The 15,709-nt window shown below is 68.9% G+C and carries 14 protein-coding genes; 7 read left to right on the forward strand and 7 right to left on the reverse strand.

Annotated elements, in window-relative coordinates:
* Positions 1–87 precede the first annotated feature (87 nt).
* Positions 88–924: an NRDE family protein gene (locus tag DFR69_RS12270; RefSeq protein ID WP_110038242.1), complete on the forward strand. Its 837-nt coding sequence runs from the start codon at positions 88–90 to the stop codon at positions 922–924.
* 51 nt (positions 925–975) lie between these two features.
* Here DFR69_RS12270 and DFR69_RS12275 read toward each other — a convergent pair whose 3' ends face one another.
* Complete coding sequence (locus tag DFR69_RS12275; protein ID WP_110037660.1) at positions 976–1,671, reverse strand: DUF8020 domain-containing protein; 696 nt, start codon at positions 1,669–1,671, stop codon at positions 976–978.
* Positions 1,672–2,176: 505 nt separating this feature from the next.
* Here DFR69_RS12275 and DFR69_RS12280 point away from each other — a divergent pair.
* The 3 genes from DFR69_RS12280 to DFR69_RS12290 all read left to right on the forward strand — a co-directional run bounded on the left by DFR69_RS12280 (position 2,177) and on the right by DFR69_RS12290 (position 6,178).
* A complete protein-coding gene (locus tag DFR69_RS12280) occupies positions 2,177–5,437 on the forward strand; it encodes a (Fe-S)-binding protein (protein ID WP_110037661.1) in 3,261 nt (1,086 codons plus the stop codon).
* A 130-nt stretch (positions 5,438–5,567) separates the two neighbouring features.
* Positions 5,568–5,768 carry a type II toxin-antitoxin system VapB family antitoxin gene (locus tag DFR69_RS12285; RefSeq protein ID WP_110037662.1) on the forward strand — a complete coding sequence of 67 codons (201 nt, stop codon included), beginning with the start codon at positions 5,568–5,570 and terminating at the stop codon, positions 5,766–5,768.
* A gap of 11 nt (positions 5,769–5,779) precedes the next feature.
* A complete protein-coding gene (locus DFR69_RS12290) occupies positions 5,780–6,178 on the forward strand; it encodes a PIN domain nuclease (RefSeq protein ID WP_110038243.1) in 399 nt (132 codons plus the stop codon).
* Positions 6,179–6,191: 13 nt separating this feature from the next.
* Here DFR69_RS12290 and DFR69_RS12295 read toward each other — a convergent pair whose 3' ends face one another.
* Complete coding sequence (locus DFR69_RS12295) at positions 6,192–6,716, reverse strand: YdcF family protein (RefSeq protein ID WP_110037663.1); 525 nt, start codon at positions 6,714–6,716, stop codon at positions 6,192–6,194.
* Between the two features lie 265 nt (positions 6,717–6,981).
* Between DFR69_RS12295 and DFR69_RS12300 the strand changes: the two genes are divergently transcribed.
* Together DFR69_RS12300 and DFR69_RS12305 are read left to right on the forward strand one after the other, a co-directional pair.
* A complete protein-coding gene (locus DFR69_RS12300) occupies positions 6,982–8,304 on the forward strand; it encodes a UDP-glucose dehydrogenase family protein (protein WP_110037664.1) in 1,323 nt (440 codons plus the stop codon).
* Positions 8,305–8,392: 88 nt separating this feature from the next.
* Entirely contained in the window at positions 8,393–9,751 is a 1,359-nt protein-coding gene (locus DFR69_RS12305; protein ID WP_244198221.1) for a DUF7159 family protein, read from the forward strand.
* 1 nt (position 9,752) lies between these two features.
* Here the strand turns inward: DFR69_RS12305 and DFR69_RS12310 are convergent, their stop codons facing one another.
* The 3 genes from DFR69_RS12310 to DFR69_RS12320 form a co-directional block, all read right to left on the reverse strand.
* Positions 9,753–11,027: a YibE/F family protein gene (locus tag DFR69_RS12310; RefSeq protein ID WP_110037666.1), complete on the reverse strand. Its 1,275-nt coding sequence runs from the start codon at positions 11,025–11,027 to the stop codon at positions 9,753–9,755.
* A 276-nt stretch (positions 11,028–11,303) separates the two neighbouring features.
* Positions 11,304–12,551 (reverse strand): pyridoxal phosphate-dependent aminotransferase, encoded by a 1,248-nt coding sequence (locus DFR69_RS12315; RefSeq protein WP_110037667.1) that lies wholly within the window; start codon positions 12,549–12,551, stop codon positions 11,304–11,306.
* Between the two features lie 42 nt (positions 12,552–12,593).
* Positions 12,594–13,853, reverse strand: coding sequence for a helix-turn-helix domain-containing protein (locus tag DFR69_RS12320; RefSeq protein WP_110037668.1), 1,260 nt, complete (start codon positions 13,851–13,853; stop codon positions 12,594–12,596).
* A 204-nt stretch (positions 13,854–14,057) separates the two neighbouring features.
* Between DFR69_RS12320 and DFR69_RS12325 the strand changes: the two genes are divergently transcribed.
* On the forward strand, positions 14,058–14,570 hold the full coding sequence (locus tag DFR69_RS12325) for a hypothetical protein (protein WP_244198222.1): 513 nt from the start codon (positions 14,058–14,060) through the stop codon (positions 14,568–14,570).
* On the opposite strand, the gene dcd is transcribed toward DFR69_RS12325, so the two are convergent.
* Together dcd and DFR69_RS12335 are read right to left on the reverse strand one after the other, a co-directional pair.
* Positions 14,483–15,082: a dCTP deaminase gene (gene dcd / locus DFR69_RS12330; protein WP_110037669.1), complete on the reverse strand. Its 600-nt coding sequence runs from the start codon at positions 15,080–15,082 to the stop codon at positions 14,483–14,485. The two genes, DFR69_RS12325 and dcd, sit on opposite strands and share 88 nt — an antisense overlap.
* Positions 15,083–15,252: 170 nt before the next feature.
* Entirely contained in the window at positions 15,253–15,705 is a 453-nt protein-coding gene (locus DFR69_RS12335) for a hypothetical protein (protein WP_110037670.1), read from the reverse strand.
* Between the last annotated feature and the right edge of the window lie 4 nt (positions 15,706–15,709).

A 15,709-nucleotide genomic window follows, 5' to 3' on the forward strand; every position in this document is an offset into this window, starting at 1 on the left:
CGCGGTACCCCAGGCATAGAGCAGCCACGAAGAGGCCGGTAGCCCTGCGCTACCGGCCTTTTTCGTGCGCAGGGCATGCTGGGCGGCATGTGTTTGGTTCTGCTCGCCTGGCGGGCGCACCCCGAGTACCGGCTGATCGTCGCCGCCAACCGGGACGAGTTCTACACCCGCGAGACCGAGTCGCTGCGCGGCTGGCCCGGAGAGATGCTGCTGGCCGGGCGCGACCTCGGCGCCGCCGTCCCCGGTACCTGGCTGGGTCTGCGCACCGACGATCCGCGTTTCGCCACGGTCACCAATGTCCGTGATCCACAGGACAACCCGACTCACCCGCGCTCCCGCGGCGCCCTGCTGATGGACTACCTGCGGGGAACCAAGACGCCCGGGGACTATCTCGCCGGGACCGTCGCCGCGCCCGACGACTACATCGGTTACAACCTGCTGGTCAGCGACCTGCGCGCACTGTGGTGGCATTCCAATCGCAGCGGGGCCGCGCCCACCGAGCTGTCACCCGGTCTGCACGGACTCTCGAACGGCGCCCACCTGGCCTCGCTGGTGGGATCTGTCCCCAGCGATCCCCAGGTGACCGGTGCGGGCGCGGTGACACCGTGGCCGAAGGTGTCGAGCGGGCTGGCCGGGCTGCGCGAGATCGTCGCGAACACACCGGATTCCGTCGACGACTATTTCGCGCTGCTGGCCGACCGGACCGAGGCGCCCGACGACCTCCTGCCGCGCACCGGCATCCCGCTGGAGTTCGAGCGGGCGGTGTCGGCGCGTTTCGTCGCGCACGACCTGCACGGCACGCGAGCGAGCACGGTGCTGCTGATTCGGGAGGACGGTCACTTCACCATGGCCGAGCGCACCTTCGGCCGGTACGGGGCCGTGGGCGGGTCGGAATCGCTGTCCGGCGTCGTCGAGCTGGCCTGAGGAACGCGAAAGGCCCCGCTCCGTGCGCGGAGCGGGGCCTTTCGAGGTGGATCAGTTGGCCGGGGTGCCCGCCGGCGCCGAGGCGACAGCCTTCGGCTTCTCGGCCCACACGGTGGTGCCCTCGGGCGCCTGCATGACGTTGAGCAGCTCGATGCCCGCGGCCAGCATGGTCGGACCGCCGATGGCGATCATGCCGAGGATGCCGCCGACAGCGGCGCCGAGCGGCAGACCGGCGAGGCAGCCGACACCGAACAGCGGCAGGCCGAAGACGCAGCCGACCACGGCGCCGATGGCGGTGCCGACGAAGGTGCCGATGGCGGTGCCGATGCTGAACTTGCTGGAGAAGTCGTTGATCGCCTTCTGGTTCTCCTGCGCCGAGGCGATCGGGTCGGCCTTGAGGACCGGCTTCACGCCGACCGGCTCGGTGCCGACCTGGAGGCCTTCGGGCTTCTCCGGGGTCAGCTCGAGGACGGTGTTGTCCTTGGTGACCGCCGACTTGGTCGGGATGTCGGTGCCGTTGACGGTGAAGTCGATCGGCAGGGAGACCACGGTCGCACCCGTGGTGTCCTTGATCTCGGCGACCTTGGTCTTCGGCGCCTCGGGGGTCTCGCCGTCCTGCTCGACGATCGCGAAGGTGCCGTTCTGGAGGGTGGCGACGATGGTCTTGTCGACCAGCTTCACCGAGTACTTGATGTCCTGAGCCGCGGGAACAGGCTCAGCGTGCGCAGTCCCCAGCGACACGGTCATCGCGCCGATAACCAGTGCGGCAGCCGTAGTGGTCCTACGGAAGTTCATTCGGGTTCCAATCCATCAGGTGTGGTGCGGCGTGCGATCCTCGACATGCGAGACCCGTCAAGTAGGAACACATCGTGAGGTGTCCCTTACTTCTCCCCGAGCAGTGTGAAGACCGGCACAGCAGACAGAACAGCTGGAGCCTAATGGACCGAAACCTGGGTGGCCAGAAGCAATCTCGGTCGAGCTAGTAAGCCTGACCTTAGCTTCGGCGCAGATCACGCGCGGTTTACGGTGTTCACCAGCAGACATGGGAACCTTCGAGCAAACATTTATGTGATATTGCTCACAGGCAAATCCCAGGTCAAGCCCCAGTAAACAAGGTCAGAGCACAAATGCCGATCCTACGGTGGACACCGGTAGTTACTGGCCGGTAACTTAGCGCCGGTTACGATACGAGCCAACTGGGTGAGTCCGCTCGCCCACGACCCTCGTGTTGCCTCTAAAGAAAGGTCGCGACATGAATGCCCTGACAATCACGTTGGGCACGATTGGAGCACTGCTCAGCCTGTTGTGTTGGGCGTCGTTCCTCAGCGGCGCGTGGAAGATCGGCAAGGCCGTGACGATCGGCCAGTCCGCGCCGGATCGGTGGCGACCGTTCTTCCCGCGCTTCAAGACCATGATCGTGGAGTTCATCGCGCACACGCGGATGAACAAGTTCCGCACCGTCGGCTGGGCGCACTGGCTGGTCATGATCGGCTTCCTCGCCGGTGCGCAGTTCTGGTTCATGGCCTACGGGCAGACCTTCGATCCCACCTGGTCGTGGCCGTTCATCGGCGAGACCTGGTGGTTCCACCTCGGTGACGAGATCCTCGGCGTCGGCACCGTCGTCGGCATCGCGACGCTGATGATCATCCGCCAGCTGAACCACCCGCGCCTGCCCGCGCGCCTGTCGCGCTTCAGCGGCTCGAAGTTCGGTCCGGCGTACTTCGTCGAGTGGGTCGTGCTCACCGAGGGCATCGGCATGGTGCTGGTGAAGGCCGGTGTGCTGTCGCTGACCGGGCACTCCACCTGGACCGACCCGATCACCGGGCAGATCGCCAAGATCATCCCGGCCAACGTCACGCTGATCTCGATCTTCGCGTTCGTCAAGCTGATGTCCGGCATGGTCTGGCTGTTCGTGGTCGGCCGCAACATCACCTGGGGCGTGGCCTGGCACCGGTTCTCGGCGTTCCCGAACATCTACTTCAAGCGTGAGGCCGACGGTGGCGTCGCCCTCGGCGCGGCCAAGCCGATGATGTCCAACGGCAAGGTCCTGGACATGGAGAACGTCGACCCCGATGTCGACAACCTCGGCGTCGGCCGCATGGAGGACTTCTCCTGGAAGGGCTGGCTGGACTTCTCCACCTGCACCGAGTGCGGTCGCTGCCAGTCGCAGTGCCCCGCGTGGAACACCGGCAAGCCGCTCTCGCCCAAGCTGCTGATCATGTCGCTGCGCGACCACGGATACGCCGCCGCTCCGTACCTGCTGGCCGGTGGCCGCAAGGATCCCGGCGGCGACGAGATCGGTCTGGTCGACGCCGACGGTAAGCCCGACGAGGCGAAGCTGGCCAAGATCTCCGAGGCCGCTCGCGCGGAGGCGGAGCGTCCGCTCATCGGTGCCGAGGACGTCCACGGCGTCATCGACCCCGAAGTCCTGTGGAGCTGCACCACCTGTGGCGCCTGCGTCGAGCAGTGCCCGGTCGACATCGAACACGTCGACCACATCATCGACATGCGCCGCTACCAGGTGTTGATCGAGTCGGAGTTCCCCTCCGAGCTGGCCGGGCTGTTCAAGAACCTCGAGAACAAGGGCAACCCCTGGGGCCAGAACTCCAAGGACCGCCTGAACTGGATCAAGGAAGTCGACTTCGACATCCCGGTCTTCGGCCAGGACGCCGACAGCTTCGACGGCTACGAATACCTGTTCTGGGTCGGCTGCGCCGGCGCCTACGAAGACCGCGCCAAGAAGACCACCAAGGCCGTCGCCGAACTCCTGGCCACCGCCGGCACCAAGTTCATGGTCCTGGGCGCGGAGGAAACCTGCACCGGTGACTCCGCCCGCCGCGCGGGTAACGAGTTCCTGTTCCAGCAGCTGGCCATGCAGAACATCGAAGTCATCAACTCCGTCTTCGAAGGTGTCGAGCAGTCCCGCAAGAAGATCGTGGTCACCTGCGCGCACTGCTTCAACGCACTCAACAACGAGTACCCGCAGGTCGGTGGCACCTACGAGGTCGTGCACCACACCCAGCTGCTCAACCGGCTGGTGCGGCAGAAGAAGCTGGTCCCGGTCGCGTCGGTGTCGCAGAACATCACCTACCACGACCCCTGCTACCTGGGCCGGCACAACAAGATCTACAACGCCCCACGTGAGCTGATGGAAGCCTCCGGCTCGACCCTGGTCGAGATGCCCCGCCACGGCGAACGGTCGATGTGCTGTGGCGCCGGTGGCGCCCGGATGTGGATGGAAGAACAACTCGGCAAGCGCATCAACGTCGACCGCGTCGACGAAGCCCTGTCGACCAACCCGACCAAGATCGCGACCGGCTGCCCGTTCTGCCGGGTCATGCTCACCGACGGAGTCACCGCCCGCCAGGAACAGGGCCAGGGCGAAGGCGTCGAGGTCGTCGACGTCGCCCAGCTGATGCTGGACTCGATCACCCGCATCGACGCCGCCGAACTCTCGGCCAACCTGCACGTGGTCCAGGAACCCAAGGCCGAACCCGAACCCGAACCCGAACCGGAGCCCGTCGCGGCCGAGGTGGTCGAAGAGGCCGCACCGAAGGCCGCGCCGACCGGTGGCGGCCTGGGCATGAAGGGTGCGGCGAAGGCACCCGGTGGCGGTCTGGGCATGAAGGGCGCCGCGAAGGCACCCGGTGGTGGCCTGGGGATGAAGGGCGCGGCCAAGGCACCGGGCGCGAAGGCCCCCGCCGCGGAAGCCGCTCCGGCTGAGACCGCTCCGACTGAGGCCGCTCCGGCCAAGGGCCTGGGCATGAAGGGCGGCGCCAAGGCCCCCGGTGGCGGACTCGGCATGAAGGGCGGTGCGAAGGCTCCGGGTGCGAAGGCGCCCGCGGCCGAGGCGACCGCGGCCGAAACCCCCGCCGAGACCACGGCTCCCCCAGTCAAGGGTCTGGGTATGAAGGGTGGCGCCAAGGCACCCGGCGGCGGACTCGGCATGAAGGGTGGCGCGAAGGCGCCCGGCGCGAAGGCTCCGGCCGCTCCCGCCGCGGAAGCTCCTGCCGCCGAGGCCGCTCCGGCCGCCGACTCGGCACCTGCCGAGTCCAAGCCGACGGTCGCCGCCAAGGGCCTGGCCATGAAGTCCGGCTTCAAGCGCCCCGGTGCCAAGGCCCCCGGCGCTCCGAAGGCCGCCGAGGCTCCGGCCGCGGAAGCTCCGGCAGCGGACGCGGCTCCGGCAGCGGAAGCACCCGCCGAGCCGGTTTCGGCCCCCACCGAAACCAAGCCCACGGTCGCCGCCAAGGGCCTGGCCATGAAGTCCGGCTTCAAGCGCCCCGGCCCGAAGGCCCCCGGCACCGCGGCTGCGGCACCCCCTGCGGCCCCGGCACCCGCCGAAGCCCCGGCGCCTGAGCCCGAGACCCCGGCGGAGCCCGCCGCCGAAGCGGACCCGGCCCCCCAGGCCGAGTCCGCCAACGGCAACGGCACCCCCGCGGTCGCCCCGCCGACCGCCAAGCCCGGCGGCCTCGGCTTCAAGTCCGGCGCGAAGGCCCCCGGCCGCAAGAACTGACAACTGAACACCACGAACGAGGCGCGGATCCCCGGATCCGCGCCTCGTTCGCGTATACGGCCAGCACATCGCCGACGGGACACATCGCTGATATCATTGTGGGTAGATTTTTGATATACGGAGGTGGGCGATGTCCCGTACCTTGATCGACATCGACGACGACGCACTCGCCCTCGCAGCGGAGGAGCTGGGCACGAAAACCAAGGTCGCGACGGTCAACGCGGCTCTGCGTGAAGTCGCGAACCGGCGGGCTGTCGCCAAGATGCTGCAGCAGTTCCGCGATACCGACACCGACCTGTCGCCAGAAGGGATGAAGGGGGCCTGGCGCTGAGAACGATGTTCATGCTGGCGGACAAGTCAGCGATCGAGTGGGTCCTGCGCGATCCGACCGCGGCCGCTGATTTCCACGCGGTGACCAGTACCCCCGGGGCCCTTGTCGCCGCATGCCACCTGACCGCGCTCGAAATCGGCTACTCGGCGCGCTCACTCGCGGACTACACCGCGAAGATCGGACATCAGAGGGCACTCGTCTGGCTGCCTGTCACCGAGGAAGCGATGGACAGGGCACTCGCGGTGCAAGGCCTGCTCGCCGAGCGCGGTACCCATCGGCTCCCGATCCCTGATCTGATCATCGCCGCGACAGCCGAGGTGCACGGCGCGACCGTCATGCACGTCGACAGCGACTACGAAACGATCGCGGAGGTCACCGGCCAACCGCATCACCGGCTGCCGACCACATGAGCGGTGAGCGCGTTCAGCAATCCTGGAACCAGGCTTTGACGTAGCCCGCGGATTGGTAGGCGTAGTCCCAGGCCCAGCGGGCCGGGGAGAGGTGGGGCTTCGGGTCTACGAAGAGGAGCTCGCCGGGCCAGCACTTGCCGAGGATGTAGCGGGAGCGGGAGATGTGCGGGGTGAAGGTGACCACGATGACGCGGGTCCAGCCGGCGCCGAGGCGGGCCAGTTCGCGGCCTTCGCCGAGGGTGGTGCGAGGGCTGGGGTCGAAGCAGATGACCTCGAAGCTGTACCCGCCGTGGCAGATCCGGTTGACCAGCGGGCTGCGCTCGTAGGGGTTCGAGATCAGCACGCGCGGTGCGTAGCCCGCCGCGGCCAGCTGTAATCCGAGTTCTTCACGCCCGTCGTGGGCACCCCCGAGGACGAGGATCGCGTCGGCGCGCACCGGTTCGTCGGTGCGCGGCCGCACATACACCGGCCACAGCGCGACCGCCACGATCAGGGCCGTGAGCAGCAGCGCACCGAGAACGAGCAGGGTTCGGCGCACGCACTCCCGCCTCTCTGGCCAGTCGGACAGGCCGGTCTTCTGGATCTCAGGCCGCCGAGATCCCGACGAGGATGCCGATCAACCTACGCCGACGGCCGCAGCCGCGAGCAGCTCCGTCCGGCGCGTCACCCCCCTTACCCGCCGACCGGCCACACTGTCGTCGACCTGCGCGGACGCTCGACGTCTCCCCCTGTACACCAGATGTTGCGCCCGCTCTTGCCTCGCTGACGCGGCGTAGCCACGCGCGCGCCTTACCAACGGAAGCATGCGATGCACAGTCTTCGGAACGGGGTACCTGGGGGCCACGCACGCAGCGTGTATGGCCGAGCTGGGGCATGACGTGGTCGGGGTCGATGTCGATCCCGGCAAGGTGGCCAAACTGGCCGATGGGGTGGTGCCGTTCTACGAACCCGGCCTGGACGAGGTGCTGCAACGCAACCTCGCCGCGGGCAGGCTGCGGTTCACCACCGACTACGAGGACGCCGCGGCCCACGCCGACATGCACTTCCTCGGTGTCGGCACACCGCAGAAGAAGGGCGAGTACGGCGCGGACCTGAAATACGTGCACGCCGTGATCGATACGCTGGCGCCGATGCTGGAGCGCCCGGCGATGATCGTCGGCAAGTCGACGGTGCCGGTGGGCACCGCCGCGGCGCTGGGCGAGCGGGCCCGCGCGGCGGCGAACGTCGACGTCGAGGTCGCCTGGAATCCGGAATTCCTCCGCGAGGGCTTCGCCGTGCAGGACACCCTGCGCCCGGACCGCCTGGTCCTCGGCCTCGACGCTGCGCGCGAGCGGGCCGGCTGGGTGGAGCAGCAGATCCGCGAGGTCTACGCCGATCTGATCGCCGCCGAGATCCCGTTCCTGCTCACCGACCTGGCCACCGCCGAACTGGTGAAGGTCTCGGCGAACGCCTTTCTGGCGACGAAGATCTCGTTCATCAACGCCGTCTCCGAGGTGTGCGAGGCGACCGGCGCCGATGTGACGATGCTGGCCGACGCGCTCGGCTACGACGCCCGGATCGGCCGCCGATTCCTCAACGCCGGACTGGGTTTCGGCGGCGGTTGCCTGCCCAAGGACATCCGCGCGTTCATGGCCCGCTCCGGCGAGCTGGGCGCCGACCACGCGGTGGCGTTCCTGCGCGAGGTCGACAACATCAACATGCGCCGCCGCACCAAGGTGGTCGACATGGCCGCCCGCGCCTGCGGCGGCTCGCTGCTGGGCGCCAACGTGGCCGTCCTCGGCGCCGCGTTCAAGCCGGAATCCGACGACGTGCGCGATTCCCCGGCGCTGAACGTGGCGGGGATGATCCAGCTGCACGGCGCCGTCGTCACCGTGTACGACCCCAAGGCCGTGGAGAATTCGCGCCGCGTGTTCCCCACCCTGAACTACGCGACCTCGGTGGCCGAGGCCTGCGATCGCGCCGACGTGGTCCTGGTCCTCACCGAGTGGAACGAATTCACCGCGCTGACTCCGGCCGACCTCGACCCCGTGGTGCGGTCCCGCTCGATCATCGACGGCCGCAATTGTTTGGACAGCGCAAGCTGGCGCGCAGCCGGGTGGGTGTACGCCGGACTCGGCACCCCGTAGAGTGGCGATCCAAGCGGGGGCTGCCGGGACATTGTTCCGAGTGTGCAGGCTCCGCATGTCGTGCAGTAGGGATCGAGATGGGTAGCTGATGAGTTCGGTACTGGGAGTATCGGTGGGGGCCGGGACGGTGCGTCTCGCGCGCCCGCTCCACAGCGGCCCACACGGGTTCGTCCCGCCGTATTCCTTCGACCTGCAGACCATTTCGTTGCCCGAGCACCAGGCCGAGGAGTCGGCGGCCGACGCGATCGCCGTCGCGCTGGCCGCCGCGCCCGAGATCACGGCCACCACGGTCACCTTCCGCAGCGACGCGCAGGCCAGGGCGATCCGGGCGGCGATGGCTCGCCGTCAGCTCACCAACTATCAGCTGGTTCCCGAAGCCGTCGCCGCGGTGCACTTCGCGCACGCGACCACCGATATGCGCGAGGTCTCGGCGCTGGCCGTCTACGACCTCGGCAGTTCGGGGCTCACGGTGAGCGTGGTGAACGCCCGCACCAGCGACGTCTATCAGTGCGAGCGCACCAGCGACATCAGCGGCGACTACCTCGATTCGCTGATCAGGGAACAGCAGATCGCCTCCGGCCGGATCGCGCACCCGGCCGACCCGGTGGGCCTGGCCGAGCTCGACGCGCTGTGCCGCGCTGCCAAGGAGCAGCTGTCCAGCAGCAACGCGGTGGCGCTGCCGAGTGAGCAGGGCCTGGTGCTGCTCACGCAGGAGAACTTCGAAGCGCTGATGATGCTGGCGATCGAGTCGTCGGCGCGGATGACGCGCGATGTCGTCATCCGCGCGCAGCAGCCGGTGCAGGCGGTCCTGGTGATCGGCGGCGGCGCCCGGATCCCGCTGATCGCGCGCGTACTGGAACGCACGATCGGCGTGCCGGTGCTGGTGCCGCCGGAGCCGGAGACGGCCCTGGCCCGCGGCGCCGCACTGCTGGCCCGCCCCGCGCAGGTCCAGCAGGCTCCGGCCGCACCCGCTGCGGTCCCGATGGGCGAGCCCGACGACGCCACCCCCGCCTGGCTGACGGCGCCCGCGCGCCGTCGTCCGCTGAGCGCCCTCACCAGCAGGGCGGGCCACAACCGCCGCGAACTCAATGGCGCCGTCCTGACCGTCAGCGCGCTGGTGGTGGTCTCCGCGATCGGCCTCGGCCTCGGCTACGGCCCCGAGGTACTCGAGCGCGGCAATTCCAGCGACGGTTCGCAGGCGGTCCCCGAGTCGTCGGCACCGCGGCCGACCCTGGCCGGTCCGTCCTCGGCGGCGCCCCCGACCACCGACGCGATCCACGCCACGGTCGCGGCGCCCCCGCCCACGCAGCAGAATGCCGGGCCGACGACCGAGACGCCCGCACCGCAGGGCCCGAACACCTTCACCGTGGTGCCGGGCCTGCCCCCGATCGTGGTCCCGACGTTGCCGCCAGTGGTGTTGCCCGGCTTCCCGCCGCCGGGCGGCTAGCTCAGTTCCTGGCGTGCCTGGCCCGGCGCGGCGCCTCCGCGGGCTTGTCGGCGCCGAACGGCCGGGCGAGCAGCACGGCGATGGCGGTGGTGAGCGGCACCGAGAGGGCCAGCGCGATACCGCCCACGGCGGACCGGGCGATCTCGATGGCGACCGCGTCACCGGTGAGCACGTCGGTGATGGAGCGCCCGGCGACACTGAAGATCAGCAGCAGCGGCAGCGCGCCGCCGGCGTAGGCGAGCACCAGCGTGTAGACGGTGCTGGCGATGTGGTCGCGGCCGACGCGCATGGTGGCGGTGAAGATCTCGCGCCGGGACGCGCCCTCGTCGAGCGCCGCGAGCTCGAAGGCCGCCGAGGCCTGGGTGATGGTCACGTCGTTGAGCACACCGAGCGAGCCGATGATGAATCCGGCCAGCAGCAGTCCGGTGATGCTCACGTGCTCGAGATAGGTCGCCACATTGGTGTTCTGTTCCTCGGACAGCCCGGTGAGGTTGGTGACCTCCAGCGTCAGCCAGGACAGGAAGGCCGCCACCAGCATCGACGCGAGTGTCCCGAGCAGCGCGGAACTCGTCCGCAGATTCAGTCCGTGCGCGAGATAGAGCACCACGTAGAGGATCAGCGCGCCCGACACCAGTGCGACGGGGATCGCGGGCTTGCCGTCGAGCAGCGCGGGCAGCAGGAACATGACGACGACGGCGAACGCGAACAGCAGCCCGAGCAGCGCCCTGAACCCGCGCCACCGCGCGACCACGCAGATCACCACCACGAACGCGAGCACGATCACCAGCAGCGGCAGCCCGCGCGAGTAGTCCTCGAACGCGTACATGGTGCTGCCGCTGGGATCGGCGGCGCGCACGATCCGGATCTCGTCACCGGCCCGCAGATCCGGCTGACCCGGCCCCGGCGCGATCTCGAACAGGGTTTTCGACCCCTTGTCCGGGCCCGAATCGATCCGGATGACGCTGCGCTGACAGGTGTAGGCGGCGTTGCGCGGCGCCGCGGGCTGATCGGTGAAGACCCGGCCGAGCGAGCTGCTTCCACACGGCCCGACATCCTGCAGGACGACAGTGCCCGCCTCGGTCTGCACGGCGCCGCCGGTGGCGGTCTGCATCGGCAGGGGGATCTCGACCTGCTGCGCGCCCGGCCAGAGCAGCACCGTCGCGATCAGCACCACCGCCCCGATGACGCTGAGCAGTCCGACGACGACCTTCGCGGCGGTGGCCCCGATGGCAATCGGACCCGAGTGGTCGTGGTGGTGGTGATGATGATCGCTCACGGCCAAAACACTAAGCGATATCGTTTTCAAGAACGACTCGAGGCGATCACGCTCCCGAGGTACAGGCGGCGGAGAGCAGGGGGATGTCTCCGCCGCCTGGTGGCCGGCGCCCAGGGGGGTAGGCGCTCGTACCTAGGGCTCTCGGTTGTCCAGGGGGGGTAGACAACCGGGCCGGGCGCCGAAGCGCCGAGGACTACTGTACACAAAACTCGGACTTTTGCACTAGTACATCTTCAAAATGTCCGAGATTCCAAACCTGGGGTCTGTTTCAACCCACTACTGACGGTAGCTGGCCAGGAAGTTTCCGAACCGCTCGATCGCCACCGCGAGATCCCGCGCCCACGGCAGGGTCACGATCCGCAGGTGATCGGTGTCGGGCCAGTTGAACCCGGTGCCCTGCACCATCAGGATCTTCTCCTGCAGCAGCAGGTCGAGCACCAGCTTCGCGTCGTCGTGGATCTCGTGCACGTTCGGATCGAGGCGCGGGAACGCGTACAGCGCGCCGCGCGGCTTCACACACGAGACGCCGGGGATCATGTTGAGCCGCTCCCAGGCCACGTCCCGCTGCTCGAGCAGGCGCCCGCCGGGCAGGATCAGATCCTCGATGCTCTGGTGTCCGCCGAGCGCCACCTGGATGGCGTGCTGGGCGGGCACGTTCGGGCACAACCGGGACGAGGCCAGCAGGTCTATCCCCTCGAGAAAACCCGCCGCGTGGTCCTTGGGGCCGGTGATCGCGAGCCAGCCCGCGCGGTACCCGGCCACCCGGTACGCCTTGGACAGGCCGTTGAAGGTCAGGCACAGCAGGTCGGGCGCGAGCGAGGCCAGCGAGATGTGCTTGGCGTCGTCGTAGAGGATCTTGTCGTAGATCTCGTCGGCCAGCAGCAGCAGCCGATGCTTGCGCGCCAAGTCGACGATCTGCTGCAACACCTCCGCCGAGTACACCGCACCCGTCGGATTGTTGGGGTTGATCACCAGCAGGGCCTTGGTCTTGTCGGTGATCTTGGCTTCGATGTCGGCGATATCGGGCTGCCAGCCGTTCGCCTCGTCGCACAGGTAGTGCACGGGGGTGCCGCCGGCCAGGCTGGTCATGGCGGTCCACAGCGGGTAGTCGGGGGCCGGGATCAGCACCTCGTCGCCGTTGTCGAGCAGCGCCTGCATGGTGACGGTGATCAGCTCGGACACGCCGTTGCCCAGGTAGACGTCGTCCACGTCGAGCTCGGGGAAGCCCGGCACCAGCTCATACCTGGTGACGATGGCGCGCCGCGCCGACAGGATGCCCTTGGACTCGGAGTACCCCTGCGCGTACGGCAGGGCGGCGATCATGTCGCGCATGATCACATCGGGGGCCTCGAAGCCGAACGGGGCCGGGTTGCCGATGTTGAGTTTGAGGATGCGATGCCCCTCGGCCTCCAGCCGTGCCGCGTGTGCGTGTACCGGCCCACGGATCTCGTAGACCACGTTCTGCAGCTTCTTCGACTGCTCGAGAACGCGCGGAGGCACATGCGGCGACTGATTCGGACTCACCCGACCATGGTGCCATCCGGCCGCAAACGAATTAGGGATGCCCTAGGTGGGACGGCTGCTGAGCGCGGCGGTCGCGACGCAGAACTCCTCGATGCGCTCGTCGAGGCCGCGCGCTTCCACCGCGTCGCGATAGGTCGGCGCGGCGATGCGGCGGCGCAGGCCGACCAGCCTCTCGCCGAGCTGGGCGATGCGCAGGTCCTCGGGCAGACCGAGGACGGGCCGCAGGGCGTCGGCGGCGCCGTCGATGCTGCCGTTGATGAGGTGCGCGGCGGCGTTGTCGACCCTGGCCAGCGATTCGGCGCCGTAGGAGCGTTGCCGGGCGGGGCCGCCGCTGTAGAGGGTGATGGCGCGCTCGGTGGCGGCCAGCGCCTGTTCGGCGCGGCCGAGCTGGATGCAGGTGGCGCCCGCGTAGTAGGCCGCCTTGGGTTCGGGGAAGCCGAACACGCCGCCGATCTCGTCGTGCAGTTCGTCGCGCACGTCACCGGCCGCGGTCTCGGCCGCGCGCAGGCAGCGATCGGTCTCGGTGTCGCTGCCGAGCCGCGCCCACACCCGCGCCTCGATGTTGAGCAGACGCACCCGGCCGATGCCCGCGCCGGCGAATTCCTGGCCGCTGCGCGCCAATTGGACCGCGTTGCGCGGCCGGTCCGACCAGTTCTCGATCAGCGCGTGCATGCCCCGTGTCCACGCGCGTAAGCCGTTGTGCCCGCTCAGTTCCGCGTAAGCCCATGCGGCTCTGATCTGTTCGCCCGCGGCGTCGAGATAGCCGAGGTCGGTGCTCGCGTTGGCCATCAGGCCCGACAGCGTTCCGGCCAGCAGGTACAGGTGACTGGTGTCGCCCGGTTTCTGCTGCCCGTCGAGTAGTCGGTACACCCGCCGCCGCACCCGCAGCATCTCGACCATCATCGGCGCCGGCGCGGCGTGCACGTACTCGTTCGCGATCCGCCGGACATCCGCGTCGAGCTGGGCCAGCGTGGTCGCGCCGACATTCGTGCCCTCCGCGGCGGCCGCGTGCTCGCTCGCCTCGTGCGCAGCCGCCATGATCAACTCCCTCTCCGACATCACCTCGGGCACAGCGCCTTTGCTCGCCCCGGCGTCGACGAAAGCGAGCAGGTCGACGTCACCTCCCGCGGGCGCGAGCAGCGTCGTGAAACGTGCGCGGACCACGTCGTCGGAACGCGCGAGCGACGTGTCGAGCGCTGCTTGATTCACCGGCCGCGGCCGCACACGCGCGCCGCCTGCCTCCCATTTGGACACCAGTCGTTCGTGCACGCCGAGATGAGCCGCGAACTCCCGGATGCTCATTCGTTTGGCATCACGAAGTGCTCTGGCTTCTCTTCCCGTCCACTCCCCGACCACAGCGTCACCTCATCCGACGGACAACTTCCTCCAGAGTACGAGGGACACAGTGAGACACACCACAATCTTGACCGAATCGGTTGCCTGAGGCAGTGAAAGGGCGGTGCGGGGCAGTGGCCGCGGACGTGCGAAAAGGGAGATCCTGGACAGGTGGAAGCCAGGACTGTCGATGACTGGGTGTCTTGCTACCAGCGCGAATTCGGGCTACCCGTTCGCGAGCGCGGTGGCTTCGTGATGCTGCCGATCACCGATCGGCTGTGTGTGGTGCATCTGCCGACCACGCGGGCCGAGCTGGTGCTCGCGGCCCTACGGGAGCAGCACCGGGAGGGTCCGGTGCTGGCCAGGCAGATCCGCTGGAGTCTGCTCGCCGAACCCGATGCCAGACCGCCGGCCGAGGTGGCCACCGAGCTGGCCGGGCTCGATATCGATGTCCCCGGCGTCGGCAGCGCGGTCATGCTGCCGACCAGCCTGGGCCGCTGGAGCAGGGAGGGGTGCCACTGGGTGCGTCCGCCCGTCGCCAGGGACGTCTTACCGCCCCTGTCGCTGGTGCTGCACCTGGCGCTGTCGGTGACCGGTCAGCGGGTCTCTACGGCGTTGAGCGAGGCAGGCGGCAGCGGGAAGTTGAGGTACGACCGCGACGGCGTCGGCCCGCGCTGCCCCTGATATTTCGACCCGGCCGCGGCGCTGCCGTACGGGTGCTCGGCCGGGCTGCTCAGCCGGATCAGGCACAGCTGGCCGATCTTCATCCCCGGCCACAGCGTGATCGGCAGATTCGCGACGTTCGACAACTCCAGAGTGATATGCCCGCTGAACCCCGGGTCGATGAACCCCGCGGTCGAGTGCGTGAGCAGGCCCAACCGGCCCAGGCTCGACTTGCCCTCGAGGCGGCCGGCCAGGTCGTCGGGCAGCGAGCACACCTCGAGCGTGGAGCCGAGCACGAACTCGCCCGGGTGCAGCACGAACGGCTCCCCCGGTTTGGGTTCGACCAGGCTGGTGAGGTCGTCCTGCTGCAGGGCCGGATCGATGTGGGTGTAGCGGCTGTTGTCGAACACCCGGAACAGTCCGTCGAGGCGTACGTCGATGCTCGACGGCTGCACCATCGACTCCAACATCGGTTCGACACCGAGACGCCCAGCGGCGATCTCGGCCCGGATATCGCGATCGGAGAGCAGCACGCGCCCAGTGTAAGCAGGGCGATGCCGCAGGTAGACCGGCCCCACCCCTCCGAGGGCGGGCGAGGGGCGATCGGTGGCGGGGATGCGACCGATCGCCCCACGGGTCCGCGCGCGACCGACTCCGCCGCTCCGGGCCGGTCGGCGACACCGCAAGATTCGCGCTCGGCGCGCTACGGCGTCGGCTGCACGATGCCGCTCGGACCGGACGGCGCGGGAACGGTCGGGTTCACGAGGTCGCTCGGTCCGGTCAGCGGTGCCGGGGTGGTGGGGTTCACGATCTCGCTCGGGCCGGGCAGCGGCCCGGGGCTGGTGACCGGGGGCGGCGTGGTCTGGTCGCCGTCCGGTCCCGCGCCGTGGTTCGGGTTGGTGCAGATGGTCCCCTCGCACGGCACCCAGGTGCCGTCGCCGTTCGGGTTGGGCATCATGTTCGGGCCCGGCGCGGGTGAGGTCTGGTGCTGATGGCCCTCGTCGCCATGTCCCGGATCGTGGTGCTCCGCGCTGGTGGTCTGGGTCGTGGTGGTCGTCTTGCTCGTGGTCCCCGTGTCGGACCCGGAGTCGTCGGAGCACGCGGCCCCGAGCGCCGTCACCGTCGCGATCAGCGAAACGAACAGAATCCGCTTCATGCAG

The sequence above is a fragment of the Nocardia neocaledoniensis genome (assembly GCF_003182135.1).
Lineage (GTDB): Bacteria > Actinomycetota > Actinomycetes > Mycobacteriales > Mycobacteriaceae > Nocardia > Nocardia neocaledoniensis.

Excerpts from the sequence above, each read along its gene's own strand:
- DFR69_RS12270 (WP_110038242.1), top strand. The coding sequence starts at position 88 with ATGTGTTTGGTTCTGCTCGCCTGGCGGGCGCACCCCGAGTACCGGCTG.
- DFR69_RS12290 (WP_110038243.1), top strand. The coding sequence starts at position 5,780 with ATGCTGGCGGACAAGTCAGCGATCGAGTGGGTCCTGCGCGATCCGACC.
- DFR69_RS12285 (WP_110037662.1), top strand. The coding sequence starts at position 5,568 with ATGTCCCGTACCTTGATCGACATCGACGACGACGCACTCGCCCTCGCA.
- DFR69_RS12300 (WP_110037664.1), top strand. The coding sequence starts at position 6,982 with ATGCGATGCACAGTCTTCGGAACGGGGTACCTGGGGGCCACGCACGCA.
- DFR69_RS12320 (WP_110037668.1), bottom strand. The coding sequence starts at position 13,853 with ATGAGCATCCGGGAGTTCGCGGCTCATCTCGGCGTGCACGAACGACTG.
- DFR69_RS12335 (WP_110037670.1), bottom strand. The coding sequence starts at position 15,705 with ATGAAGCGGATTCTGTTCGTTTCGCTGATCGCGACGGTGACGGCGCTC.
- DFR69_RS12305 (WP_244198221.1), top strand. The coding sequence starts at position 8,393 with ATGAGTTCGGTACTGGGAGTATCGGTGGGGGCCGGGACGGTGCGTCTC.
- DFR69_RS12275 (WP_110037660.1), bottom strand. The coding sequence starts at position 1,671 with ATGACCGTGTCGCTGGGGACTGCGCACGCTGAGCCTGTTCCCGCGGCT.
- DFR69_RS12280 (WP_110037661.1), top strand. The coding sequence starts at position 2,177 with ATGAATGCCCTGACAATCACGTTGGGCACGATTGGAGCACTGCTCAGC.